The 25,352-nt window shown below is 65.6% G+C and carries 23 protein-coding genes; 7 read left to right on the top strand and 16 right to left on the bottom strand.

Features of this window, described 5'->3' with window-relative positions; genetic code table 11:
- The first annotated feature begins 5 nt into the window (after positions 1–5).
- Positions 6–1,100: a glycosyltransferase family 4 protein gene (locus tag KIK15_RS05795; RefSeq protein WP_214243123.1), complete on the top strand. Its 1,095-nt coding sequence runs from the start codon at positions 6–8 to the stop codon at positions 1,098–1,100.
- Positions 1,097–3,424 carry a glycosyltransferase gene (locus KIK15_RS05790; protein ID WP_250323936.1) on the top strand — a complete coding sequence of 776 codons (2,328 nt, stop codon included), beginning with the start codon at positions 1,097–1,099 and terminating at the stop codon, positions 3,422–3,424. Before KIK15_RS05795 ends, KIK15_RS05790 begins: the two co-directional genes overlap by 4 nt.
- Here the strand turns inward: KIK15_RS05790 and KIK15_RS05785 are convergent.
- Positions 3,406–4,719 carry a phenylacetate--CoA ligase family protein gene (locus tag KIK15_RS05785; protein ID WP_214243122.1) on the bottom strand — a complete coding sequence of 438 codons (1,314 nt, stop codon included), beginning with the start codon at positions 4,717–4,719 and terminating at the stop codon, positions 3,406–3,408. The two genes, KIK15_RS05790 and KIK15_RS05785, sit on opposite strands and share 19 nt — an antisense overlap.
- 100 nt (positions 4,720–4,819) lie before the next feature.
- On the opposite strand from KIK15_RS05785, the gene KIK15_RS05780 reads away from it, so the two are divergent.
- Genes KIK15_RS05780 through KIK15_RS05765 form a run of 4 tightly spaced genes read left to right on the top strand, consistent with a single transcriptional unit; the run spans position 4,820 to position 11,153 of the window.
- Positions 4,820–6,979 carry an alginate lyase family protein gene (locus tag KIK15_RS05780; RefSeq protein WP_214243121.1) on the top strand — a complete coding sequence of 720 codons (2,160 nt, stop codon included), beginning with the start codon at positions 4,820–4,822 and terminating at the stop codon, positions 6,977–6,979.
- A gap of 36 nt (positions 6,980–7,015) precedes the next feature.
- On the top strand, positions 7,016–8,401 hold the full coding sequence (locus KIK15_RS05775) for a nucleotide sugar dehydrogenase (protein WP_214243120.1): 1,386 nt from the start codon (positions 7,016–7,018) through the stop codon (positions 8,399–8,401).
- Positions 8,398–10,617: a glycosyltransferase gene (locus KIK15_RS05770; protein WP_214243119.1), complete on the top strand. Its 2,220-nt coding sequence runs from the start codon at positions 8,398–8,400 to the stop codon at positions 10,615–10,617. The genes KIK15_RS05775 and KIK15_RS05770 overlap by 4 nt, the downstream gene beginning before the upstream one ends.
- The gene (locus KIK15_RS05765; RefSeq protein WP_307851747.1) at positions 10,614–11,153 is read left to right on the top strand and encodes a YdcF family protein; all 540 of its coding nucleotides are present in this window, start codon (positions 10,614–10,616) and stop codon (positions 11,151–11,153) included. The genes KIK15_RS05770 and KIK15_RS05765 overlap by 4 nt, the downstream gene beginning before the upstream one ends.
- Before the next feature lie 66 nt (positions 11,154–11,219).
- On the opposite strand, the gene KIK15_RS05760 is transcribed toward KIK15_RS05765, so the two are convergent.
- Entirely contained in the window at positions 11,220–12,605 is a 1,386-nt protein-coding gene (locus KIK15_RS05760) for a glutamate-1-semialdehyde 2,1-aminomutase (RefSeq protein ID WP_374222812.1), read from the bottom strand.
- Positions 12,602–13,705: a class I SAM-dependent methyltransferase gene (locus tag KIK15_RS05755; protein WP_214243118.1), complete on the bottom strand. Its 1,104-nt coding sequence runs from the start codon at positions 13,703–13,705 to the stop codon at positions 12,602–12,604. The genes KIK15_RS05760 and KIK15_RS05755 overlap by 4 nt, the downstream gene beginning before the upstream one ends.
- A 53-nt stretch (positions 13,706–13,758) precedes the next feature.
- Between KIK15_RS05755 and rfbC the strand changes: the two genes are divergently transcribed.
- Positions 13,759–14,316, top strand: a complete 558-nt coding sequence (rfbC, locus tag KIK15_RS05750) for a dTDP-4-dehydrorhamnose 3,5-epimerase (RefSeq protein WP_214243117.1) — start codon at positions 13,759–13,761, stop codon at positions 14,314–14,316.
- A gap of 23 nt (positions 14,317–14,339) precedes the next feature.
- On the opposite strand, the gene KIK15_RS05745 is transcribed toward rfbC, so the two are convergent.
- The 13 genes from KIK15_RS05745 to KIK15_RS05685 all read right to left on the bottom strand — a co-directional run bounded on the left by KIK15_RS05745 (position 14,340) and on the right by KIK15_RS05685 (position 25,295).
- Positions 14,340–15,368: an NAD(P)-dependent oxidoreductase gene (locus KIK15_RS05745; RefSeq protein ID WP_214243116.1), complete on the bottom strand. Its 1,029-nt coding sequence runs from the start codon at positions 15,366–15,368 to the stop codon at positions 14,340–14,342.
- Positions 15,365–16,033 carry a PIG-L deacetylase family protein gene (locus KIK15_RS05740; protein ID WP_214243115.1) on the bottom strand — a complete coding sequence of 223 codons (669 nt, stop codon included), beginning with the start codon at positions 16,031–16,033 and terminating at the stop codon, positions 15,365–15,367. Before KIK15_RS05740 ends, KIK15_RS05745 begins: the two co-directional genes overlap by 4 nt.
- A 13-nt stretch (positions 16,034–16,046) precedes the next feature.
- On the bottom strand, positions 16,047–16,874 hold the full coding sequence (locus KIK15_RS05735) for a glucose-1-phosphate cytidylyltransferase (protein WP_214243114.1): 828 nt from the start codon (positions 16,872–16,874) through the stop codon (positions 16,047–16,049).
- A complete protein-coding gene (locus KIK15_RS05730; RefSeq protein WP_214243113.1) occupies positions 16,871–18,112 on the bottom strand; it encodes a class I SAM-dependent methyltransferase in 1,242 nt (413 codons plus the stop codon). Before KIK15_RS05730 ends, KIK15_RS05735 begins: the two co-directional genes overlap by 4 nt.
- 209 nt (positions 18,113–18,321) lie before the next feature.
- On the bottom strand, positions 18,322–19,575 hold the full coding sequence (locus tag KIK15_RS05725; protein WP_307851746.1) for a pyridoxal phosphate-dependent aminotransferase: 1,254 nt from the start codon (positions 19,573–19,575) through the stop codon (positions 18,322–18,324).
- A gap of 118 nt (positions 19,576–19,693) precedes the next feature.
- Positions 19,694–19,993, bottom strand: coding sequence for a hypothetical protein (locus KIK15_RS05720; protein WP_214243111.1), 300 nt, complete (start codon positions 19,991–19,993; stop codon positions 19,694–19,696).
- 14 nt (positions 19,994–20,007) lie between these two features.
- Positions 20,008–20,511, bottom strand: coding sequence for a hypothetical protein (locus KIK15_RS05715; RefSeq protein WP_214243110.1), 504 nt, complete (start codon positions 20,509–20,511; stop codon positions 20,008–20,010).
- Positions 20,508–21,821: a hypothetical protein gene (locus KIK15_RS05710; RefSeq protein ID WP_214243109.1), complete on the bottom strand. Its 1,314-nt coding sequence runs from the start codon at positions 21,819–21,821 to the stop codon at positions 20,508–20,510. Before KIK15_RS05710 ends, KIK15_RS05715 begins: the two co-directional genes overlap by 4 nt.
- A gap of 670 nt (positions 21,822–22,491) precedes the next feature.
- The gene (locus tag KIK15_RS05705; protein WP_214243108.1) at positions 22,492–23,070 is read right to left on the bottom strand and encodes a hypothetical protein; all 579 of its coding nucleotides are present in this window, start codon (positions 23,068–23,070) and stop codon (positions 22,492–22,494) included.
- The gene (locus tag KIK15_RS05700) at positions 23,067–23,501 is read right to left on the bottom strand and encodes a hypothetical protein (protein WP_214243107.1); all 435 of its coding nucleotides are present in this window, start codon (positions 23,499–23,501) and stop codon (positions 23,067–23,069) included. The genes KIK15_RS05705 and KIK15_RS05700 overlap by 4 nt, the downstream gene beginning before the upstream one ends.
- Positions 23,502–23,614: 113 nt before the next feature.
- The gene (locus KIK15_RS05695) at positions 23,615–24,511 is read right to left on the bottom strand and encodes a hypothetical protein (protein WP_214243294.1); all 897 of its coding nucleotides are present in this window, start codon (positions 24,509–24,511) and stop codon (positions 23,615–23,617) included.
- On the bottom strand, positions 24,453–24,770 hold the full coding sequence (locus tag KIK15_RS18855) for a type VII secretion target (protein ID WP_214243106.1): 318 nt from the start codon (positions 24,768–24,770) through the stop codon (positions 24,453–24,455). The genes KIK15_RS05695 and KIK15_RS18855 overlap by 59 nt, the downstream gene beginning before the upstream one ends.
- An 18-nt stretch (positions 24,771–24,788) precedes the next feature.
- On the bottom strand, positions 24,789–25,295 hold the full coding sequence (locus KIK15_RS05685; protein WP_214243105.1) for a hypothetical protein: 507 nt from the start codon (positions 25,293–25,295) through the stop codon (positions 24,789–24,791).
- Positions 25,296–25,352 lie beyond the last annotated feature (57 nt).

Raw genomic sequence — 25,352 nt, 5'->3', positions numbered from 1 at the left:
TTTCGATGACCGAGGCGCAACAGCGTCGGTCGGTGCTGTGGGCGTCGACTTCTCGACACACGCGTGGGGGCGTGTCGAGCGTGGTCAACGCGTTGCTCGACACCGATCTGTCCCGCGAGTGGGACATCACTCACGTGTCCACCCACACCGACGGGTCGGCGTTGCGCAAGGTCGCGGTCTTCGTCGTCGGGGCCGCCCGGTTCGCGTGGTTGCTGGTGGCGCGGCGTCCGGCGCTGGTGCACATCCACATGGCGTCCTACGGCAGTTTCGTGCGTAAGTCGGTCCTGGTGTGGAGTTGCCGTGTGGTGCGGGTGCCGGTGGTGTTGCATGTCCACGGTGCGGAGTTCCACCTGTTCACCGCGCGCGCCCCGGCCGCGGTGCGGCGCTACATCGGCGCCACCGTCGGCGCAGCCCACGTGGTGGTCGCGTTGGGAGCCGACTGGGCGGCGCGGCTGAGCGTCATCGCCCCCGACGTACGGGTGGTCGTGGTACCCAACTCGGTGGCGGCTCGGCCCGCGGTGGAGCAATCCGCGCACGCAGGTGTGGTCGTGCTGTTCCTCGGTCGTCTCGGCGATCGCAAGGGCACCTTCGACGTGCTGCGGGCCTGGCCACAGGTGGTGGCAGGCGCCCCCGCCGGGACCCGCCTGGTGGTGGCAGGCGACGGCGAGGTGGCGCGTGCGCAGGCGTTGGTCTCCCAACTCGGGATCGCCGACTCGGTACAGGTCACCGGGTGGGTCGACCCGGCGGCGGTCACCGACCTGGTCGACTCCGCCCACGTCCTGGTGCTGCCCTCCCATGACGAGGGACAGCCGATGGCCGTGCTGGAGGCGATGGCGGCGGGGTTGGCCGTGGTGACCACCCGGGTGGGCGGAATCCCCGATCTGCTCGACGACGACAGTGCCCGATTCGTCGGCGTCGACGACGTGGAGTCGGTCACCGCAGGCCTGCGCGCCGTGGTGGAGGACGAGGCCCTGCGGACCCGGTTGGGTGCCGCAGCCCATGCGCGGATGGCACGAGACTTCGATCGGTCGGTGGTGTGGCGACAGATCGACGGTCTGTACCGCGAGGTGCTGGCCACGCCGGCCGCTGTGGCGCGATGACACAGCATCGAGCTGAGGTGACGATGCGACCGCTGCGGGTCATGCACGTGGTGCCCGATCTGCGGGTCGGTGGTGCCGAACGGCATGTGGTGACGTTGATGCCCGCGCTGGCCGAGCGTGGCCACCACGCGGCGGTGATCTGCATCGGCGACCGTGGAGCGCTGTTCGACCAACTGGAATGGACCGGGGTGCAGGCTCAGGCGTTGCGGCGCACCAAGAAACAGTTCCCCCTGGCGCTGGTGCAGCTGGTGCTCGCGATGCGCAGGTGGCGGCCCGAGGTGGTGCTCACCCGTGGCTACAACGCCGACATGCTGGGCCGGTTGGCTGCCATCATCGCCCGGGTGCCCACCCGGATCGTGTGGGTGCACCACCACGCCGAGGTCGACGACCGGACGCCGCTGCGTCGACGAGCCGACGCGGTGCTCGACCGCTACACGACCGCCTACTTCGGGGTGGCCCAGACCCAGCGGGCCTTTCTCACCGACGTTCTGGGCTTCGCTGAGGACAAGGTCGTCATCATCCGCAACGGAGTGGACGTCGCGTCGGTGGCACCCACCCGCAGTCGCGCAGAAGTGTTGTCGGGCACAGTGATCGCCGGTCGCAGCCGTGTTGTCGGCACCGTCTCGGCGATGCGTCCGGAGAAAGACCACCCCACCTTCCTCAGAGCGGCCGCCCAACTGGCGGCCACCGGGGTCGACGTCGGGTTCCTGGTGGTGGGCGACGGCCCCGAGCGCCTGCGCACCGAGGCGCTGGCCGCCGAACTGGGCGTGGGCGATCGGGTGCTGTTCACCGGACGGCGTTTCGATGTCGCCGACCTGCTGGCCGCGATGGATGTCTTCGTGTTGAGTTCGGCTGCGGTGGAATGCTTTCCGATGGCGTTGCTGGAAGCGATGGCCGTCGGTGTGCCCGCTGTCTGCACCGACGTCGGCGGGGTGGGGGAGATGATCGTCGACTCCGACTCCGAAACGGGCACCGGTCACCTGGTGCCGGCGCGTGACCCGGATGCGTTGGCGCGCAGCGTGGGTGCGGTACTCGCCGACCCCGAGCGGGCAGCTGCGATGGGCCGGGCGGCTGCGCAGCGGGTGGCCTGGGAGTTCTCGGCGACGGCGATGGTCGAACGCACCGAGCGGGCCCTGGTCGGCGTCACCGGCATCGCTGCGCCCACGAAACCCATCCGGCTCGGCGTGGTGCTGGATCTGACGTTCGTCGGTGGGGCCGAGGCGTTGTTGCTGGCGTTGGTGCGCACCTTCGATCCTCGCGAGGTCACCGTCACCCTGTTCTGCTTGCGGGAGGCCGGACCGCTGGCGGAGGAGTTCGGTGCCGCCGGGGCCACCGTGGTCGTGATGCCGGCGCGCTCGCGGGTGGATCCGCGCCGGGTCGGTGGGCTGGTGGCCGCCCTGCGGACCCACCGCATCGACGCGGTGCTGGTGATGCATCACCACCGGGCCGCGCTGGTGCTGGGTCGGCTGGCGGCCCGGCTGCTGGGGGTGCCCAGCGTGGTGGCCGCACACGACATGGATCTGCAGTCGGTCGGCAAGCGGGTGTTGCCGCCGTCCACCGTGGCGACGCTGTCACTGTCGCAGGCCCTGGTGCTGTTGGCGCCGGCGCAGGGCCGCTACCTGCACGACGTGGAAGGCGTGGGTGCACGCCGCTGGTCGCGAACGCGAGAAGTGGTGATCGGCAACGGAATTGAACTGCCGCCCGCGCCGTCGGCGCAGCGCAGAGCCGACGCGCGCGTGCGTCTGGCCGCAGACATCGCGCTCGAGCCCACTGACGTGGTGATCGGCATGGTGGCGCGTTTGTCGATGCAGAAGGCCCACGAGGTGGCGCTGCGGGCGGTGGCGCGGGTGCTGCCCGATCGGCCCCAAGTGCGGCTGGTGATCATCGGGACCGGTGAGCGGGAGAACGAGTTACGTTCGTTGGCAACCGCTCTCGGGATCGACCATCGGGTGTCGTTCCTGGGCGCCCGGCGCGATGTCGCGGATCTGCTGCCCGCGATGGACCTGGTGTGTCTGTCCTCGGTGCACGAGGGTGTGCCGATGGTGCTCATCGAGGCGATGGCGGCGGGGGTGCCCGTGGTGGCCACCGACTGCGGCGCGGTGGCCGATCTGGTGGGCGACGGCGTGCACGGTCGGATCGTGCCGGTCGGCGATGATCGCGCGTTGGCGACGGCGTTGGTCGAGCTGATCGACGATCCCGACCTGCGGGTGCGGCTCGGTTCGGCCGGACGCGAGCACGCGGTGGCCCACGGGTCGATCGATGCGACCGCCGCGGGATATCTGCGGCTGCTGCGTGAGGTGACCGGTCAGGTCCCGATCACGTAGGCGGTCTTGACCTTTCCGCTGCCGCCGGCCACCAGCGCGTCGAGTTCGACGATCGCCAGCTGCTGGCCCAGCCCGAACATGCGGTCGGTGTTGCGGTGGATGTGGGCGGCCACCGCTGCGCGGTCGTAGTCGGGGCCGGGCACCACCCGAACCTCGAACTGGCCCCGAGCCAGCTGCACGATCTGCGCGCCCAGCACCCCGACGAGGTCGTCGACGACGGTGGAGGGCAACGGGAGTGGCCGTCCGTCGGCTGCGGTGAACACGTCCTCGGCCCGACCGGCGATGGGTCCGATGGTGCGAAATCCCCGCCCGCACGGACAGGTTGGGCTGGGGGCGGGTCCGACCTCGTCGCCGGTGCGATAACGCAGCAACGGAAATCCCCAGTTGTGCAACGGGGTTCCCACGATCTCCCACCGATCCGGGTGGCCCTCGACCGGGATGAGCTCGGTGATGCCGTAGTCCTCGAAGACATGGTCGGTACCGCGTTCGCAGTTGCCGCTCATGGTGACGCGCTCGGTCTGCCCGTAGTGATCGATGATGGGGCCGCCGAACACTGCTCGCATCAGGGCGCGGCTGGGACCACTCATCACCTCCGAAGAGGTGATGATGCCGCGCAACGGCAGGGTGATCCCGTGCCGCTGCATCAGGCCCGCGAGCACCGTCATGCTCGACGGCCAGCCCTCGATGGCCACCGGGTCGAACGCTTCGATCGCCGACATGATCTGCGGGAGGTGCTCGTCGTCGAGATGAAAACTCGACACCATCAACTGGGCGTTGGCTGACATGTCCCGCACGGGGCGCCCGGGTTGGTCGGCGGCGAAGTCGCTGCCGCGCAACACGATCCGCCGCGACGACGCATTCAGCCCGAACCAGCTCCACTGGCGGGCCTGCGCGCACAGTTCGTAGGCCGATGAGCCCGGGGTGCGATATACCCCCACCGGGCGACCGGAGGTGCCACTCGAACTCGCCGACCACATGGTGGCGGCCGGGAAGGTCCGGAACTCCTCGCCGCGCTCCACCAGGTGGTGGCGGTCGATCGGTGGGATGGCCGTCAGATCGTTCAGGGTGCGAATGTCGCGCGGGTCGATCCCGTTCTGCCGGAACAGCTCCCGATAGAACGGCGAACGGGCCGCGGCCCACCGGACCATGGCCCGCAACCGCCGCTCCTGATACGCCACCACCTGCGGTCGCGACGCGTGGTCCATGCGGGCGAGCTCAGCGCGGATGGCCGGCAGCAGCGGATGCAGTCGGCGGATGCGGTGAGCGACGTCGAGTCGCGCTCCCGTCGGCCCCATCGTGGCCCCCCGTTCGTCGGTGGCAGGTGGGGTACGCCCCAGTCAGAGCGCACCCTTTGCGACCATCGTGCCGCATGCGGTGCCGTCTACAGTCCGTGGTGTGGCTCGACTCTCCTGGTATGCCCGACGCCTGCGCACGATGTCGCCCGCCGAGATCGGCTGGCGCGTCACCTCGCAGATCGCCACCCGTGTCCGAGCGCACCGCGCGGTGCCTGGCCTGCACGCGCACGCTGTGGCGGCATCGCTGGCCGACTTCCGCGCGGCCCGACACCGCCCGGTGTTCCTCGACCGGGGTCGCGCGCACGAGATCGCCGCCGCCCACCCCCAGCTCGTCGAGTATGTGCTCGCCGCGGCCGACGACGCCTGTGAGCTGCGGTTCCAGTATTTCGGATACCCCGGGGTGCAGCTGAATCGGCCGATCGACTGGAACCACGACCCGGTGTCGGGTGTGCATTGGCCGGTGGCGCCGGCCGCGGGCATCGATCACCGGACCGCCGACGGCGACCCCAAGTGGATCTGGGAGCTCAACCGGTTGCAGCACCTGCCCCTGCTGGCCCAAGCCTGGCTGTTCACCGGCGACGAAAAGTACACCCGCGCGCTGTTCGACCAACTCGACTCGTGGATGACGGCCAATCCGCCCGGCGTGGGTATCGCGTGGCGAGGGGCGTTCGAGGCCGGCGTGCGGGCGGTGTCGGTGGCGATCGCGGTGGCCGGGGTCCGCGACAGTGAACTGCTCACCGCCGAGCGCTACGCGGCGATCGTGGAGCTGCTGGCCGAATCGGCGACGCGGTGTGAGCGGGAGCGGTCGCGGTTCTCCTCGGCCAACAACCATCTGATCGGCGAGCTGGTCGGGTTGGCCACGGTGGCGACGCTGTTCCCCGATCTGCCCGATGCGCCGCACTGGGAGCGGGTGGCCCGCGCGGAGTTGGTCGGCCAGGCCGACCGGCAGATCCACCCCGACGGTGTGGGCGCCGAACAGGCGGTGGGGTATCAGATCTTCACCGCTGAGCTGTTCGCCGTGGCCATCGCACTGTGGGGGGACCGCGACGGGGTTGCGCCGCCGGAGCTGACCGACGCCGTGCTGCGCGGCGCGCAGTTCCTGGCGCAGGTGGGTGACCCGCAACCGCGGTTCGGTGACGACGACGAGGGGTTCGCGCTGCGCCTGGGTGCTGAGCCACTGCGCTCGGTGGCCGAACATCTCGATCTGGTGGCCGGATTGCGCGGTGCGCCGGCCGATGACCCGACAGTGGTGAGCGCGGCACGGGCCTGGTTCGCGGCCACCCGGCTGGCCCCGCTGTCGTTGCGACGTCCGTCGTCGGCCCAGGTGCACGGTGAGAGTGCCTATTTCGCCGACGGCGGCGTGGTGGTGCTGCGATCAGCCGGGCGCCGGGTGACCGTCGACGTCGGGCCGCTGGGGTTCCTGGCCATCGCCGCGCACGGGCACGCCGACGCGCTGGGCGTCACCGTGGCCCTCGACGGACACGAGGTGATCGGCGATCCGGGCACGGGCAGCTACTACGGACATCCGCAGTGGCGCACCGTGATGCGCGGAACCCAGGCACATGCGACCGTCACTGTGGACGGTTCAGATCAGTCCGAGATGGCCGGTGCGTTCCTGTGGACGCGTCATGCCCGCACCCGGGTGCGGGCGGTTGATCTCGAGCGCGGAGTGGTCGACGCCGAACACGACGGTTACGCGGTGGGTCGGGCTCCGGTGGTGCACCGCCGCTGGGTGGTGGCGCCGCCGCCGGGGTCGGAGTTGTCGTCCTGGGTGCCCCTCGACGCGGTGCTGGTGGTCGATCTGCTGTCCGGTACCGGCCGCCACGATCTGAAACTCACGTGGCCGCTGCCTCCCGAGGTCGACATTCGCAGAACAGCCTCAGACGAAACTGTATTGCGAATTCACGATCGTGACATTGCCCGGATAGCGACATTTGCGACACAACCGATGGCAGAATTCGCGACGCGGGGCGACGAAGCAAGTGGACACGGATTCTGGTCTGATCGTTTGGAATCGCGCACTCCTTCCTGGTGGATGGGAATGTCGGGACAGCAATGCGCGCTGCCCACCGTGATCGCGACTCTGGTCACCCGAGATCCGATATCGGAAACTAGCGATGTTGAGATAGGCTTCCGAGTGGAAGCGCATCATCACGGTGGAGACATTGTGGTGACGCTGTCGCGCGGAGGGGTGCAGCAGCGGGGTGTCATCGACACCAGGCGTGAAGGTCAGGTTCGGGTGGCTGGTCCACCGACCTGACAACGGGGGACTTTTTGCGACTGTGGGGGGAACCACATGACTCTTCTGGTGGGCGACACTGCCCGTGACCCGGAATACCTGGGGGCAGGCGTCGGTCCGGCGCCGTCGATCAGCGTCTTCGGTCTCGGCTACGTCGGGTGCGTGTCCGCGGCGTGCTTCGCTGCCCGCGGGCACCGCGTCATCGGGGTGGACGTGAACCCGGCCAAGATGTCGTTCCTGCGGGAGGGCAAGGCGCCGGTCATCGAAGAGCGCATCGGCGAACTCACCAAGAGTGTGGTCGACGACGGCATGCTGACCGTCACCGGCGACGTCCTCGATGCCGTTCTGGGAACCGACATCTCGATGGTCTGCGTGGGTACACCGTCGGCCTCCGGTGGCGGCCTGCTCACCCAGTACCTCGAACGTGCCAGCGCCGACATCGGTCGCGCGTTGGCGGTCAAAGACGGTTTCCATGTGGTGGCCTACCGCAGCACCATGGTCCCGGGCACCTGCGAAGACGTCCTGATCCCCATCCTGGAACGTGAGTCGGGCAAGCGGGCCGGAGTGGACTTCGGGGTGTGCGTCAACCCCGAGTTCCTGCGTGAGGGCAGCAGCGTTCGTGACTTCATGACCCCGCCCAAGACGGTGGTGGGCGAAACCGACGCGCGCAGCGGCGAACTGGTGATGGACCTGTACCAGGGCCTGTCCGGCAAGCGGTTTCGGGTGCCGATCAAGGTTGCCGAGATGACCAAGTACGCCGACAACAGCTTTCACGCGTTGAAGGTGGCTTTCGGCAACGAGATCGGAACCATCTGCGCGCAGCTGGGACTGGACTCGCATGCGGTGATGGACATCTTCCTCTCCGACACCAAACTCAACATCAGCGACGCCTACCTGCGGCCCGGGTTCGCCTTCGGCGGCTCGTGCCTGCCCAAGGACGTCCGCGCGTTGATGCACACCGCCCGCCAGCGCAACCTCGACATCCCGGTGATCGCAAACATCATGGTGTCCAACGAGGCGCAGGTGCGCCGCGTGGTGGAGATGATCGTGGGGATCGGCCGCCGCAAGGTGGGCATCTTTGGACTGTCGTTCAAGTCCGGAACCGACGATCTGCGTGAGAGCCCGCTCGTCGAGCTGGCCGAACGCCTGCTGGGCAAGGGATTCGACGTGCAGGTCCACGACGCCAACGTCGCACTGTCGCACCTGGTGGGGGCCAACCGGGAGTACATCACCGGCCATCTCCCGCACGTGGGGCAGTTGCTCACCGACGACATCGACACCGTGCTGGAGCACGCCGAGATCCTGGTCGCGGCCACCAACGACCCCGAGGTCGTGGAAGCGGTGGACCGGGCTCGCCCCGGCACGATCATCATCGACCTGGTTCGCCTGCCCGGCGCCGAACAGCGCCGCCTGGGCCCTGATTACATCGGCATCGGCTGGTGACACTGCGGCACCCGGGCGTCCCGACGTTCAGTTTTCTGACCACGGCCTACCGCACGGAGCACTACATCGAGGCCACCATCGCCTCGGTGCTGGCCCAGACGTGGATCGACTGGGAACTGGTGATCGTCGACAACGGCAACTCCGAGGAGATGGCCGAGATCGTGGGTCGCTACACCCACGACAGTCGAATCCGATTGGTGCGCCAGGAGAACCAAGGGTACGTCGGTGGGGTGATGGCCGCCGCTGCACAGGCCCGCGGTCGGTACTTCGTGGTCCTCGACAGTGACGACCATCTGCTGCCCGACTTCTGCCTGCGGGTGGCCGAGTTCTTGATCACCAACCCCGAGGTGGCTGCGGTGGGCGTGGACGCCGTGCGTTTCGACGCCGCAGGGGCGGACCTGCCGATCGGGTACCTGCGGTCGGTCGGCATCAAACGCGCACCGAACCCGCTGCACGCTTTGAGCTTCGGCGACGTGGTCGGTGGCTTTGTGCCTTACTACACCGCAGCCATCCGGGCCGACGCGTGGTGGGCGGTGCAGGGTTACGACCCCGGCCTGGACAACGTCGACGAGTCGGTGGTCATCTGGCTGCGGCTCACCCAGCACTACGACGTCCGGGTGTTGCCGGACAAACTGGCCCGCTACCGCATTCGGGACGACTCGATCTCACGTGGGGCCGAGCACGTGGAGGCGTTCGAGGACGCCCTGGAGCGATCGTTCGAATCGGTTCAGCCGCTGGATGACCCACGCCACGCCCAACTGTTGGCCGGGCACCTGCGGGGTATGCGGGCGCACCGCGAGATCCGGCGCGCCCGCTGGGCGCTGCTGTCCGGCGACGACCACTCGGCGCGGTCGGCTGCGCGTGGTGCGTTGCGCCAACGGATCACGCTGCGCTCGGTGCTGCTGCTGCTCGGCGTGTACCTCGTACCGGGTGTGCTGCGATCGATCCACCCGGTGAAGAACCGGATCCAGGACGGGTTGACGCGGTTGCGCGGTCGGTTGTCGCCGATGCGCACCGACCGCCGCCACATCGTGGTGCTGGTGGAGAACCTGTCGGTGCCGATGGATCGTCGGGTGTGGCAGGAGAGCCGCGCGCTGGTGGACGCCGGCTACGACGTGACGGTGATCTGCCCGTTGGGCCGCACCACCGACACCGAGCGTGAGGTGGTCATCGACGGCGTGCGGATCCTGCGGTACCCGCTGCGCGCGGCCACTGGCGGTCCGGCCGGGTATCCGCGGGAGTACGTGATGGCCCTCGCGCACACCCTGCGGCTGTTGCTGAAGGTGCGTTGCAGTCGACGCATCGACGTCCTGCATGCCTGCAACCCGCCGGACTTCTTCTTCCCGCTGGGGTTGCTGTTGCGGCCTTGGGGAGCCCGTTTCGTCTACGACCAGCACGACCTGGTGCCCGAGCTGTTCGAATCCCGTTTCTCGCCGACCAATCGGGTGGGTCCGGCGTTGTTGGCGGTCACCCGGATGTTGGAGCGGCTGACCTACGCCACCGCCGACGGGGTGATCGCCACCAACCACAGCTATCGGCGGGTGGCCATCGAACGCGGCAAGGTCCACCCCGAGTCGGTGACGGTGGTGCGCAGTGCGCCGGACCTGTCGCGTTTCGTGCCCACCCCACCCGATCCCGACCTGCGTCGTGGAAAGCAGTTCATGGCTGCCTATCTCGGTGTGATGGGACCGCAGGACGGGGTGGACTACGCGCTGCGGGCCATCGCCCACCTGCGTTCGTCGGGCCGTGATGACCTGCACACGATCATCATGGGATCGGGCGACGAGTTCGATTCGTTGGTGGCACTGGCGGATTCGCTGGGGATCTCCGACATCGTGGAGTTCACCGGCCGGGTGCCCGACGAGTTCGTCGCGCGCTGCCTGTCGACTGCCGACGTGTGCCTGTCACCGGATCCGTACAACCCGCTCAACGACGTGTCGACCATGAACAAGGTGGTCGAATACATGGCGATGGGCCGCCCGCTCGTGTCCTTCGAGCTGGTGGAGGCGCGGGTGTCGGCCGGGGATGCGGCCATCTACGTACGGTCCAACGATGTCGCGGCATTCGCCGAGGGCATCGAGACGCTGCTCGACGATCCCGAGCGTCGGGAGAAGATGGGTCTGATCGGTCGCGAGCGTGTGGAGAACGAACTGTCCTGGGAGAGTTCGACCATCGCCCTGCTGTCGTTCTACGAACGGGTACTGGCCCGCGGGTGAGGCGTCGGCGAATCGTCATCGCCCTGGTGGTGACGTTGGTGCTGGCCACCGTGGCCGGGATCGTGGGACACCCGGTGTACGTCACCCCCCGCACCGATGAATTGCGCAGGGCCGATGCCATCTTCGTACTCGGTGGGGCCGGTGGCGAGACCCGCTACCGCTACGCGGTCGGCCTGGCCGATCAGGGATTGGCACCAGACCTGGTGATGTCCAACCCGAAGCATTTCCTCGACGACACCGGGTTGTGTCGGCCTCGGCCCGGGGTTCGGGTGGACTGTTTTCAACCCGACCCGTCGACGACTCGCGGTGAGGCGCAGAAGCTTCGGGATCTGGCCCGCCAGCGGGGATGGCGCACGGTGATCGTTGTGACATTTCGGCCCCACATCTCCCGGGCCCGCTACATCGTGGGCCGATGTTTCCCGGGGAGGATCGTGATGGCGCAGAGCCCACAACGGGTCTCACCGTTCTACTGGCCTTACGCATACGTCTACCAGACCGCTGGATTCATCCGGGCCGGATTGCAATCAGGCTGCTGAACTGCGTCAGCGACCCAGCAACGCAACCCAAGCGGTGTGCCCTGACTCGTGCGCGGCGCGTAGCTTTTACTGCGATGTACGCAGGCGACGGGGTGCGGCGGTGGCGCGCAACGCCGGTGCCACGGGGCGGCCACGTAGCAGCCCGTCGACCGAGCCCGCCTCCAGTGCGCGGCGGTACACCCGCAGCGCCTGTTCCACGGCATGCAGGGTGATCTCGAGGTCGGTGTCGGTGTGGGCGGCCGAACACACGAACGACTGTCCGAGCACGCCGTGGTCGATCAGCTCCTGCATGAACAACGTCCGAAACGCCTGTGAGGCAACACCATCGGTATCGGCGGTGGTGAACACCAGGCTGGCCGGGCGACCGATCGCCGAGACGTGTCCACCCACCCCGGCGGCGACGGCGCGCTCGTTGACCCCATCGCGCAGCAGGGTGCCGAACCGGGTCATCGTGGCAATGGGGTTGCTGGTGGCGTAGGTGGCGACCACCGCGCGGAACGCCGCCAGCGACGCCGACTCGGGGCCGTGCGTGGTGGACAGCAGGAACACGCGATGGGCATCGGTGTTCAGCCCACCGAGCTCCATCAGTTCACGTTTACCGGCCAACGCCGCGATCGGGAAGCCGTTGCCCATCGCCTTGCCCCACGTCGACAGGTCGGGCACCACCCCGTACAGCGACTGCGCGCCGTGCTCGGACCACCGGAACCCGGTGATCATCTCGTCGAAGATCAACACTGTGCCATGCCGATCACACAGGGCCCGAAGCGTTTCCAGGAACCCCGGCGTGGGTTCTGCGGTGGACGTCGCCGCCTCCAGGATGACGCACGCCAGGTCGGGACCATGGTCGTCGAACATCGCCTCCACCGACGAGATGTCGTTGAAGTGGAAGCGGTACACCGGATCAGTGGTGCTGGCGGGTATCCCAGCGTTCATCGGGCTCAACCCGATGAACCAGTCGTCGACGGAGAAGAACGGTTGCGTGCAGGCGCCCACGCCCTCGCGGCCGGTGGCTGCCCGGGCCAACCGGATGGCTGCGGTGGTGGCGTCCGACCCGTTCTTGGCGAACTTCACCATGTCGGCGGTCGGCACCAGCTGCAAGAAGTCCTCAGCCGCTTGATGTTCCAGATAGGTCGGCCGGCTGAAGTTGACGCCGCGGGTGATGACGTCGGTCACCGCTGCCACCACCGGGGCAAATCCGTGTCCGAGAGTGACTGCGCGCAAACCGATCCCGTACTCGACGAACTCGTTGCCGTCGACGTCGATCGCACGTGACCCGTGGCCGCGCGCGATGATCGGCGCCATTGCCTCCGGATACTGGTCGGCACCACGGGCGTAGGTGTGAGCCCCGCCGGGCACCATCTCGTGCAGCCGGGCCTGGATCTGGTTGCTTCGGGTGAAGTCGCGTCGCCCAGTGACCGGTGCGGTCACCGGGTGGGTGCTCATGTCGGTCATGCGGACACCTTCTTCGGCTCGGTACACAGCATGGGGGCCAGCGTGGGAAAGCGGCGCGCCACCTCGTCGACCAGGTCGGGCACGGTGACCAACACAGCGTCGGGGGTGGCCGCCACCAGTTCCTCCGGGCTGATGATCGGGATGTCGGTGCCCGGCATTCGGCGACCCTGTTTGCCGGGTGAGGCATCGGCCACCCCGCACAGTAGATGTGAGGTGAGGCGTGCCCCGCTGAACAGTGCCACCGCCCGCGACGCCGCACCGTAGGCGTACACCCGCTGCCCGCGGGCTGATGCATCGACGAGCCAACCCCGCAGGTCGTCCCATTGGGCAGTGCAGATCTGTTGCAGTGCGGCGGTATAGCCCGGGTCGTCGACGCGAGCGTGTTCCTCGCGGGTGAGGATGCGGTGCACCGACTCGTCTGGTTGTGCGCCGGTGGCCGCGTGTGCGGCGGCCAGCAGGATGGTGCCGCCGTAGAGGTCGTATTCCCAGACGCGGGTGACCACCATCGCCTGTCGCGCCAACAATCGCGTGATGGAGGTCAGCGAGTAATACGCAAAATGTCCGTGCCGCAGAGCATTCCACTGGCCCTCGGTGACGATGGTGGTGATGCTGTGGAACTGCAGCAGCAGCACGCCGGTGGGCGCGGTGAGCGCGGCCCGGCGCGCGAACGCCGCTGACTGGTCGGCGTCGTGCATGATACCGAAGCAGTCGAGCACCACGTCGGCGGCGCCGCTACGGGCTGAGTCGATCGGGGTGAAGCCGCGCTCGGTGAGCAGCGGCAGCCAGGTACCGCCGTGCGGGCTGCCGAACTCGGCGACCGTGCCGCCGTGCAGCAATCCCGCTGCCGCCACATCGGAGACGGCTGCCTCGGCCTGATCCCGCAGTGCCTGCGGTTCGATGCCGCGCGGCTCGTCGGTCACCGTGTCGTCGTCCTCCAGCTGCGCCAGACCACACGTCGGGCACACCGCCATTGCCAACGGGTTGGCGTTCTCGGACGGGTCGAACGGTTCGGTGGCCGAGGGGAAATGGTCGGCCGCGGGGACGCGGCCCACGTCGAGCACCGTGACGCAGCCGTCGCTGCCACAGCCTCGGCACCTCATCGCACTGCCACCGGGGTTCCGGGACCCGCCGCAGCGGGGTGCACAATTGGCCGGTGCGTATCGAGACGACCGACCTGGCCGATGTGCTGGTGATGACCCCGCAGCCGTTTCGCGACGAGCGAGGACTGTTCACCCGAACCTTCGACACCGAGGAGTTCGACGCCGCCGTGGGCGTCGTCGGCGCATCGGCGAGCTTCACCCAGGATTCGCAGTCGCGGTCGGTGGCGGGTGTGGTGCGCGGCATGCACGGGCGTCGCGGACGTGGCGAGGCCAAGCTGGTGCGTTGCGCGCACGGCGCCGTCCACGACGTGCTGGTCGACATTCGACCGCACTCGCCCACCTTCGGCGTGCAGCAGGCATTCCTGCTCGACGACAACGACTTTCGTCATCTGTTCGTGCCGCCGGGTTTTCTGCACGGCTTTCAGGCGCTGACGGAAGTGGCCGATGTCTGCTACCGCATCGACCGTCCGCATGATCCCACCGAGGACATCGGCGTGCGTTTCGACGACCCCGAGTTGGCCATCGCCTGGCCGGTCCCGATCACCGTCGTCTCCACGCGCGACCGCACCGCCGCCTCCTGGGCGCAGGTGCGGGCGGAACTGGTGGGCTGAGCACTCAGGCATGCGTTCGCCGATCACACGTGGGTGCGGGTGCGGCGCATGCTCTGGTCCAACACCCCGGCGTCGCGCAGCTTTTGCAGGTGCGGCAGCCGTGTGAAGAGGGTGAAGAAGTCGTCGGCGCTCAGCGCGGCGGCGGTGTAGTGGTCGTAGAGCTCCTGGGCGCCACGCGGCACCGACCATTGCGCGTCATAGCCCAAAGCGGCGCGGATGCGGCTGAAATCGACACGGTAGGAACGGGGATCGGCACCGCTCTCACCGGTGATCAGCAGCTGTGACCCCGGCACCACATCGACCACGGCACCGGCGATCTCGGCAACGGTGAGATTGTTGTCCTCGGTGCCCACGTTGAACGCCACACAGTTGATGGTCTCGATCGGTGCGTCGAGCGCCAGCACGAAGGCCTGCGCGATGTCTTGGGCGTGTACCAGCGGACGCCACGGGGTGCCGTCGGAGAGCACTTTCACCGATCCGGTCAGCACCGCATGCCCGACCAGGTTGTTGAGCACGATGTCAGCGCGCAGTCGCGGAGAGAAGCCGAAAGCTGTTGCGTTGCGCAGGAACACCGGAGTGAAGCTGCTGTCGGCCATCGCTGCCACATCGTCTTCGACCCGCACCTTGCTCTCGGCGTACGGGGTGAGCGGGCGCAGCGGTGCGTCCTCGGTGACCAGGCCGTCACCGGCGGAACCGTAGACCGAGCAGGTGGACGCGTACAGGAACCGCGCCACCCCGGCCTCCTTGGCCAGTCGCGCCAACCGCACCGAGGCGTGGTGGTTGATGTCGTAGGTGATCTGCGGATCCAACGCTCCCAGCGGATCATTCGACAGCGCCGCAAGGTGGATCACCGCGTCGAACCCACGCAGCTGATCGACGGTGACGTCACGCAGGTCGGTGTCGATCGAGGGTGGATCGGTGGGCGCTGGGCCCAGGATGCAGTCGGCGAACAGGCCGGAGTCCAACCCCACCACCTCGTGGCCGGCGGCGGCGACGAGCGGCACCATCACGGTGCCGAGGTAGCCGAGGTGGCCGGTGATCAAAACCTTCATCGTTGTGACTCCTGGGTCGAGACGGGACGTAGGTGCAGCATCGCCTTCTCGGCGACGAACGCTTCGGCATGGGCCGCGTGACATTGGATGCCGCGCAGCCGGGTGAGACCCAGAAAAGCGTCTCGGTCAAACCAGTCGTGATCGAGCTGAGTGATGTAGTGCACGTGTAGAAGTCGTGACTTCTCCTCGGCCACAGCGGTGTCGATCGGGTGGAAGAACGTCGGGGTGGGGGTGTCGGTCTCCCACTTGGCGATCTCGTAACCGAGGATCAGCTGGTCACGGAACTCGGTGGGCAACAGTTCGGCCAGCAGCCGATGATCCTGGTGGGCGTCGTGGCGGTGCGGGCCGAACACGATCTGCGCCGAGCTGCGTAACCGGAAGGCGTGCAGTGCTTCCTTGACCGCCGCCCAATGCGCGGGGGTGCGGCCGTCGGGGAGGTCGCAGACGGTGAGATCGACGCTGGGACCGCAGAACTCGGCCAGCGCGGCCCGCTCCTCGGCTTCGCGGACGGTGCCGCCGCCGGTGAGCACCAGCGCCCGAACGGTCAGCTCGGGGTGGGCTGCGGTCAGGGTCAACAGGGTGCCGCCGAGGCCGATCGCGATGTCGTCGCAGTGCGCGCCGACCACCGCGATTTCGGTGAGTTCGGCTGGGACCAGCCCGATCACGAGACCCGGCCTGTCATGAAACCGACGCGACCGCGCGTACTGGTGGGGCGATCGGGGTGGGCTCGTCACGGCCGTCCCACACCATCCAGGGCCGGTCGCCGCGGTGGTAGCCGTTCTCCAGGTCGGCGCGCTCTTTGAACGTGTCGGCCGGCTTCCAGAAGCCGAGGTGCTTGTAGCCGTACAGCTTTCCCTCCGCGGCCAGCCGCATGCAGGCATCGGCCACCAGGTCGCCGCCGGCCGGGATGAGGTCGAACACCGTCTGAGTCAGCACGAAAAACCCGCCGTTCTCCCAGATGGGGAACTCCGAAACCGGGGTGATGTCGGTGACGGTACCGCTGTCGGTGACGTTGACGCAGTGGAACGACGACTGCGGCGGCACCAACATCATCGACGCCGCCGCGCCCGAGGCGCGCACGGTGTCGATCATGGTGTTCAGCGGCGCGTCGGTCAGCACGTCGGCGTAGTTGGCCAAGAAGTACTCGTCGGTGCCGAGATGCTCACGCACCCGCCGAAGTCGTTCTCCGATCGCCGATTCCAGGCCGGTGTCGACGAAGGTGATGGTCCAGTCGCTGATGTCGCTGCCCAGCAGGTCCACCTTGCCGCCGTGCATCACGAAGTCGTTGGACTCGGCCTCGTCGTAGTTGAGGAAATAGTTCTTGATGTGGCCGGCACCGTAGCCCAGGCAGAGGATGAACTCGGTGTGCCCGAAGTGCGCGTAGTAGCGCATCACGTGCCAGATCAGTGGACGCGGACCGACCATCTGCATGGGTTTGGGGATCACGTCGTCGGAGCTGTTGCGCATCCGCATGCCGTATCCACCGCAGAACAGAACAACTTTCATGACGCGGACCTCTCTGGGGTGACGATCTGCAGGGTGGGAAGTGGGAAGGCCAGCTGCCCGCCCCATTCGGAGATGAAAGACAACTGCTCGGTCAGCTCAGACGCCAGGTTCCACGGCAGCACCAGCACCACGTCGGGCCGGTCCTTGGCGATCTCGTCGGGATGCAGGATGGGAATCCGGGTGCCCGGGGTGTAGCGACCGTGCTTGTACGGATTGCGGTCGACGGTGTAGGGCAGCAGGTCGGTGCGGATCCCGCAGTAGTTGAGCAGTGTGTTGCCCTTGCCGGGTGCGCCGTAGCCGACCACCGTGCGCCCGGAGTCTTTGCACTCCAACAGGAATCGCAACAGGTCGTGGCGCACCTTCTCGGTCTGCGGACGCAACGCCAGGTAGCCGTCCACATGGTGCAGGCCGGCCGCCTCCTCGCGGGCCAACACCTGTGCCACCCGCTCACTGGGGGCCTGCGCGGCGCCCACCGGACGCGCCCACACCCGGATGGATCCGCCGTGGGTGCTCAGTTCTTCGACGTCGACCACTGCGAGGTCGGCGGTGGCCAGCGCCCGGATGGCCGAGAGCACGGTGTAGTACTGGAAGTGCTCGTGGTAGACGGTGTCGAACTGGGCCAGCGTCACCAGGTTCAGCGCGTGGTGCACCTCGATGCTCACCCAGCCGTCGTCGGCCACCAGCCCGCGCAACGCCCGGGTGAATCCCAGCAGGTCGGGGATGTGGGCGTAGACGTTGTTGGCCACCACCAGGTCGGCCGGTCCGTGTTCGGTTCGAACGCGTTGTGCCAGTTGCTCGTCCAGGAACGCGGTTTCGGTGGGCACGCCTCGTTCGCGGGCGGCGGCGCCCACGTTCACGCTGGGTTCGATGCCCAGGCAGCGCACCCCGGCGTCGACGGCGTGGCGCAACAGGTAGCCGTCGTTGCTGGCCACCTCCACCACGAACGAGTCGCCACCCAGGCCCAGGCGTTCGATGGATGCGGTGACGAAATCGCGGGCGTGGGCCACCCAGCTGTCGGAGAACGACGAGAAGTAGGCGTATTCGGTGAAGGTGTCCTCCGGCGTGATCAGCGCCGGGATCTGCAGCAGCAGGCAGTCTTCACACAGCCGCAGGTGCAGCGGGTAGGTCGGCTCGGGCAGATCGAGTTCGTCTGCGGCCAAGAACTTTTCGCATGGTGGCGTGGCGCCGAGGTCGAGAACACTCAGCAGTCGGTCGGATTCGCACAAACGGCAACGCACGCCGTCCCCCTAGAACAATCAGCGCACGGAGACACGACATCACGCACGCAGCGCGTGTGATCGTTCTCCGGCTCCCCCCGGGCTCATCTGTCTCCCCTGTGATGAGCATGGTCCGCTGACGCGGAGCCACGGGCATCATCTTGCCCGATGCGACGCGGATTTACCAGCCGCAGGATGTGATGTAGAAATCCGAAAGATGCGTTCGGCGATCACTGTCGATAGCCGGACAGGAAGTTGCCCAACCGTTCGATGGCGTCGATCAGATCACGGGTCCACGGCAGCGTGACGATGCGCAGGTGATCGGGCCGGGGCCAGTTGAACCCGGTGCCCTGCACCACGAGGATCTTCTCGCGCAGCAGCAGGTCCTGGACCAGCAGTTCGTCGTCGTGGATGTTGAAGTGATCCAGGTCGATCTTGGGGAACGCATACAGCGCGCCCATCGGTTTGACGCAACTGACGCCGGGGATCTGGTTGAGTTTCTCCCAGGTGGCGTTGCGCTGTTCCAGTAGGCGCCCGCCCGGCTTCACCAGGTCGTCGATGCTCTGGTAGCCGCCGAGTGCCACCTGGATTGCGTGTTGGGCGGGCACGTTGGCGCACAACCGGGTGGACGCCAACAGGTTGAGGCCCTCGATGAAGCCGGCGGCGTGGTCCTTGGGGCCGGTGATGGCCACCCACCCGGCGCGGTAGCCGCACACGCGGTACGCCTTGGACAGCCCGTTGAAGGTGAGGCACAGCAGGTCTGGCGCCAGTGAGGCGATGGAGATGTGCTGGGCGTCGTCGTAGATGATCTTGTCGTAGATCTCGTCGGCCAGCAGCAGCAGCGAGTGTTTACGGGCGATGTCGGCGAGCTGGGTGAGCACTTCGCGCGAGTACACCGCTCCGGTGGGGTTGTTGGGGTTGATGACCAGCAGCGCTTTGGTGCGCGGGGTGATCTTCGCCTCGATGTCGGCGATGTCGGGGTTCCAGTCGTTGTCCTCGTCGCACAGGTAGTGCACCGGTTTGCCGCCTGAGAGTGCGGTCATGGCCGTCCACAGCGGGTAGTCCGGTGCCGGGATCAGCACCTCGTCACCGTCGTCGAGCAGCGCCTGCATGGTCATGGTGATCAGCTCGGAGACCCCGTTGCCCAGCAGCACGTCGTTGACGTCGAAGAACGGGAAGTCGGGGATGGTCTCATAGCGGGTGACCACAGCTCGGCGCGCCGAGAGCACGCCCGCAGACTCCGAGTAGCCCTGGGAGTAAGGCAGGGCGTGGATCATGTCGCGCATGATCACGTCGGGCGCCTCGAACCCGAACAGGGCCGGGTTGCCGATGTTGAGTTTGAGGATGCGGTGGCCCTCGGCCTCCAACCGCGCGGCGTGCGCGTGTACCGGGCCACGGATCTCGTAGCAGACGTTGCGCAGCTTGGATGACTGCTCCAACGGCTTGAGGTCGGAGTTGACGGGGGACACGTGCGGTCTGCTCACGGTGTCCATGATCGCACCTGCACGCAATCGGGTTTCCCGGGTGACCGGGGAGACCGCCAGCCGCCTGGTTGGCTGCGGCAGCACACCGGCCGTGCGCGGCTCCGTCGTCGAGAGCTGCTCAGCCCGATCGGCGGTGCAGATCGCTTTCGATACGGCTGATCAGCTCGGAACGCTCATCGGCAGGCAGCTCGGCTGTCCAACCGTTGTCCTCGTGCCACTCGTTCAGAGCGATCTCCAAGCGGCGCTTGAGCTCCTGCTGATATTCGGGCGTCCTTCTCGGATCGCCGTTCGAATGATCGACGATAGGTGGAAACTCCATGTTGTTCACCTGCCGAACGGTGCTCTCGAGCCGAGCTGCGGCCTCGTGGATTTTGGCAAGCTTTTCGGCGAAAAGCCGTTCTACGCCTGGGTTAGACATCTATACCTCACCCGTCAGAATCGAACTGCATCGAGAATCTTATTTGCCGACGCTGCAAGTAATTTGCAGTCACCCTCTTGGTACGTGCCAAATGCATAGTAGCTGACGCCCAGGAAGTAGACGGTTTTTGGATCACGCGCGATAGTGGCGCCGCAACCCGATCTGGCTACCGACACGGCGACGTAGGCGGTCCAACCCTTTCTCACTTCGAACCGTGTGCGGGCGATCCTTGGAAAGATATCGGGTGTCGGTGGCTTCCAAATTCTGTAGGTAACGGACCGGATGCCCGTCGACCATTCGCACTCCCGAAACTCCCTGTCTGTCTTGGGGACCGGAGTGTTGTAGGCGCTCTCGTCGGCACCCAGAACCGACGTCAAGTCCACCGGCTTGAGTAATGTGCAAAGCTGATCTGGAGTAATTGTTTCTGCTGCGTACTTCTTGGAATCTTGCATCTTGTCCGACGCGCAGCCTGATGCCACGAAGAAGATAAGAAGAAGACTGAGAATCACTTTGATCATCGTGCATCATCCCACTGGTTACCGGCGTCATAGGCCGCGTTTGGTCTGTCAGTGATACCGCGCGAGTCTGCCACCGTTGCCAGATCCCTGGCGTTGTCAACTGTCTGCTTCCCCTTGTCGAGGGCATCCTTGTACGGCCCGACTTTCTCGTTGATTCGCTGCTGGATCTGATCTTCTGCCGATTGCTTGACGTATCCGATCGGATCCTTTGCAAAATCAAGAAACTCTTGTACCGCCTCGACAGTCTTGACAGTGTCATCGTAAATCTTCATCGCGGTCGAAACCAGCTCTTGAACCAACTCCTCGACTTTGTAAACCGTGTAGGCCTGTCCAAACACGGGAAACTGTTTGGCCAGCGTCTTGACGGTCCCCTTGACCGAGCCAAAGTCTACGAATTGCTCGAGCGCGCGCTTAACGTATTCCAATACCGCCTTTACCGCCTCGGCGATCTTTTCCGCTGCCAAGTAAAGGCCCTGCTTGAGAAGCCGGCCCGCAGCACCCTCCCACACCAGACCACGCGCGAGGTTGGAAGAATACTCGCCGTAAGCGATCGCGGCAGACCCGTCCCAGGTGGGATCGAGACGCGAAGAAGACGATGTGAGATCGTTCCCCGACGATTCGAGCGCATTGCCGCCCTTCTCGTACGCGTCGCCGATCGTCTTCAGTCCATTCCAGTTCCCAGCGAGGGGCTCGATGGCGCTTTCGATCAAACTGTATTGGGTAATTTCTTTGATCTTGGAATCGACGTCAGCGAGGTACCCCATGGTGGAGTCTATGAGAGACCGGAGGTCATCGGGGTGGCTGGCGGGTGCGGTGGTGTCGACCGTCTGGGGCTGACCGTACGAGATGGCGTTGGGTACTTCGGTCACCTGCGCGGGTCCGTAGTCCTTGGCGGAAATCGTGTGCGCTAGGCCCGCAGCATTCGTCCGATCTTGCACCTGGTAGTTCCAGGCCGCCTGCTCGAGGTGAAATCCGGTCGAGCTCAGCTGCGTGGCCAGGTCAGTGAACCTGGTGGCAGTGTTCTCGCTGAGGACCTGTGCGGGGTTCTTGAGGATCAGCATCAGACCCCGGAAGTCATCCGAGTTCGGTGCCGCTGATGTGCGGACCATGTCGGCTGCGGCTTTGGTGTTGTCGCCCAGGACGCGAACGTAAGCACCTGCCCCGTACAGCTCGCCTGGCGACACTTCGAGCTTTTCACCCATCAGGTAGTGCTCCTTCCATTCTGACCGGGTTGTTGAGACGTGGAACTGGATGGCGCCGCGATCAACCGCGACTCCGGCCGCTTGCTCTGCCTCCTTGGACGTGGACACGGCTCGATCGGTTCCGCGCGGCCGGTCCTGACGAGCGGGGTGGCTGTTGACCGAGGGGTAGACCCGGCCGCTCGGTTGGGCGCGGCGGTACAACGGCGCATGCGCGGCTCTGTATCGGATGCGTCGAAGGCTTTGGATGGTGTGTCACCGTGGCCAGGCTTGCTGGCGCGCGTTGATCTTGCGCTTGCGTGAGCTCGGAAATGCAATGCCTAGACATATTAGGGTGACCGCAAACAAGGCGTTCTCGATGGAGTAGAACACGACATAGTAGTCGCCGAGGTCCGAGTTTGCGAAGAGAGTTAGAGTTGTGAATGAAGAGAAACACAGTAGTTGACTGAAAGTAAATGTGAGGTAGATCGGGGTTCGAGGCTGTGGATGAAATCTCAGCAACGCGAGACACCCCGCGGAGCCTGCCATGGTGCAGACAAAGGGAAGGCACGCCACGGCAATGCTGTTGGTCTGCAGTGCCGCCCAGACTAAGCTGCCGCTCACGAAAATTCTCGAGGAAAACAACAGCATTGTGGCGAAGTGGCCTTTCATCGTGCTTCCCTTCCCTGCGCTACCTGAGTCTCGGGTGGATCGAAAGTGCGAAGTGCGCTTCGGCACAGTCGACGGTTTGGACGGCCAGCTGCCCGATTGGCCGCTGCAGGACACGTGCCCGTGCGCGGGGCTACCGCTTGTCGAGGATCGCGATCGTTTTGGCAAGGCCTTGGGCTGCGGCGTCGATCTGGCTGTCTGTTATCGGTAGGGTCACCCCGTCGGGCGCTTCGGTGCGAATGGCGAGGGTCCATTTGGCAAAGGAGAGCTGTGACCGCGCCTGCAGGTGCACTTCGGACCGGCCGGCGTATCGCACCAGTACTTCGACGCCTGACGCCGTGCGGCGTTGCACCACTGGACCGTCGGTGGTGATCGGGTCTCCAGGGATGGGATTGGATAGCTCCGCCTTCACGGGGTCACCCTCGTAGAAGGACACGTTCAGTACCGACAGTTCGCCGGTGGTGGCAGCGTCGTTCTTCACCGAGCAGGGACTTGCGCCGTCGGCCGGGGCGTCGGGCTGCTGGACGTAATTGAGTGTCGCTGCCGCGGCCAGTGTGCGCGCGTAGTCCGCAGCGGGGGCACATGCCTCGGCGACGGTGGCCCGCGTGGGGGAGTCCTTGTCGTCAGGGGCCGAGTCTTGGCGCAGGCTGCATCCGGCACACAGGATGCCGATGGCCGCCAGCAGCGCAAACGCGTGTCGCCTACTCGTCACGATTTCAATGCCTCCAGGGTCGTGACGAGGGTCGTCGACAGGGCGGTGAGTTGCGTGATGGTCAGCGGGCCGTTGGTGGGAGTCTGCTCGATGTTTCGGCCGAGCGGCTGGTAGGCAAGGATTATCGCGCCGCTCCACACGCGTGTGGTTGCGCTGACAGCAGTGATGTTTCTGCGCAGCTGCGACGCGGCGGACAGATTCGGGTTGTCGATGCGGTCTACCGGTGTCCACCCCGTCGGAAAGACGGGCGACGTCACATCCAGTGGCTTCTTGACCAATGTGATGACTGCGCCTTGAAACTGTCCGGGTTGCCCTGCCATCACCTCACACCGCGCCCGGTCGGTGATGGTGCGGTTCATGTCGCCGTGCGGAAGCGTGTCCACCACGGGTCCGGCGGTTACCTGCACCTGGTCGCGGAGCAGCGTGGTCAACAAGTCACATAGCTTGGACACCAAGCTGGCTTGAGAAGTGTCGGCGGCGGCGTGTGGAAGCGCAACTGACGCTGCAAGAAGGACCCCCGAAACCGTGGCGATGAGTCTATTCCTCATTCTGCAGGCTTCCAACCGGAACCGTCCCCGTCCTTGGTTGTCGCGTCCGAGAACTGGTTGGTTACAGCCTTTGGCCACTTATCTCCAGGGAAGCCATACGGCTGGCTGACCGAGTTCGTGAGTGCATCTGCTGAGATTATCTCAGTAATCGCCACATTTATGAGTTCTTGGACAGTAGTATTTATCATCTTGTAACCAGAAGCGATGGCATTTATGGCGTCTTGTGCACCCCATGGTGACTCAACGACGGTCAGGATCTCCGCGATCGCAGCCGCCCAGTCGGCGATGAGGTCCAAAAGAGCGGACTGAATGGCCATGTACGCTTCGAGGCCTCTTTGGCCAACGGTTGACAGAAAATCTGAGGCAGCGTTGCAGATGCCCTCTGCAGTCTCCATGGCCGTGCCTTGTTTCCCTCGTGAGGACTGATACCTGTCTGCTGCGGAGCCTTCCCAGTAGCCTGAGAGATCGCCATTCTCAAAGTCCGCGTTGCGCGCCTCGCGGACCTTCGACCCTACCGAGTGCCACGATTGAGAGTCGCGGATATAGAGAAGTGGTGCTGCCGATCCGACGATCACCTCTCTCAACTTTTCCAGTAGCTCCTCAATTCCTTTCTGGACTGACTTCTGCTTATCGCGGAGATTGTCGGCCAAATTCCCCGAGAGTAGCCCGCCGATGATTCCGAACCCAAACCCTCCAGCATTAATTACCCGAATGGCCTTGTCGAAAGCATCGTCAGATTCCTCAATTTTATCCGCAAGCTTTTCAAAAGATTCCCTGATCTCCTCGACTACCCGCTCAAACGCCGCCGGATTCACGGTGGCTGCGCCTGTCCCCTTACCGCCCCCCATTTTGGCCTGCCTCCCCGATCCTGTGGGCCCCTGCGGACTCTTCACGCTCGTACGTATCTGCGGCGGCGCGAAGAGTGTGGCCAATTTCTGATACGTTGATCGATCCCTCCGACATTCGTAGCGAAATATAGTCGACCGTAGTCCGGTATTTGTCATACGAGACCTGAAATATTCCAGCCTCGATTCGTGTGCGTTGCAGCTCTTGAGATTTCGTCGATGCTGTGCTCAGGCTTGCGGCAGCTGTATCCCAGGCTGCCGCGGCCTTTCGAAGGCTCTCGATCTGGACCTTAAGATCATCGGACAATGCAATGAATCCTCTCCGTCAGTTTGTGAATGGGGTGAGCTGCTGTGAAATGTGGTGGCAGGCGTCACGAAATTCTTCGGCAATCACCCAGGATTCTGAGCGTGCCGCCCAGTGTAAGTCGAATTGGATGGATCGTATCAGGGAGTTTCGCGCTTTAACGACGACTACTGGGTAGCCGTCTTCGGCTCGCGTAGGCGAGTAGCCCTCGAGGGCCCTGGTTGGCTCCCCGGAGCGGAATGCCGCCAGATTCTTCCAGTCCCCAGACTCGATTACTGGAGCTTCCATCTTCCACAGCGCTTCGCGGTAACAGGCAAGGAATACGGCTGACAGATTGTGGATATCGATTGAGGAAAGCAGTGAGCGTTCAGCCTTGACCCGCACAGGTAAACCGAGTTCGTCGAGCTCCATCTCCACCAGGCCGAGATAATTCGGGTTGATGATCGGTTGCGGTTCCTCGACAGCCTGTGAGGCGGGTGAAGGGCCCCTCCAGTCGTACTCGTCGTCGTCATCGTCATAGGCCGACATTGATGTGGTCTTCCTTCACTGTGGGGGTGTGGCGGATAGTGGTTGCAGAATCTGTGT

The organism is Williamsia sp. CHRR-6, assembly GCF_018474015.1.
Classification (GTDB): Bacteria; Actinomycetota; Actinomycetes; order Mycobacteriales; family Mycobacteriaceae; genus Williamsia_A.
Note: the sequence above shows the minus strand (reverse complement) of the source record. Positions and strands in the feature narration are given on the sequence as shown.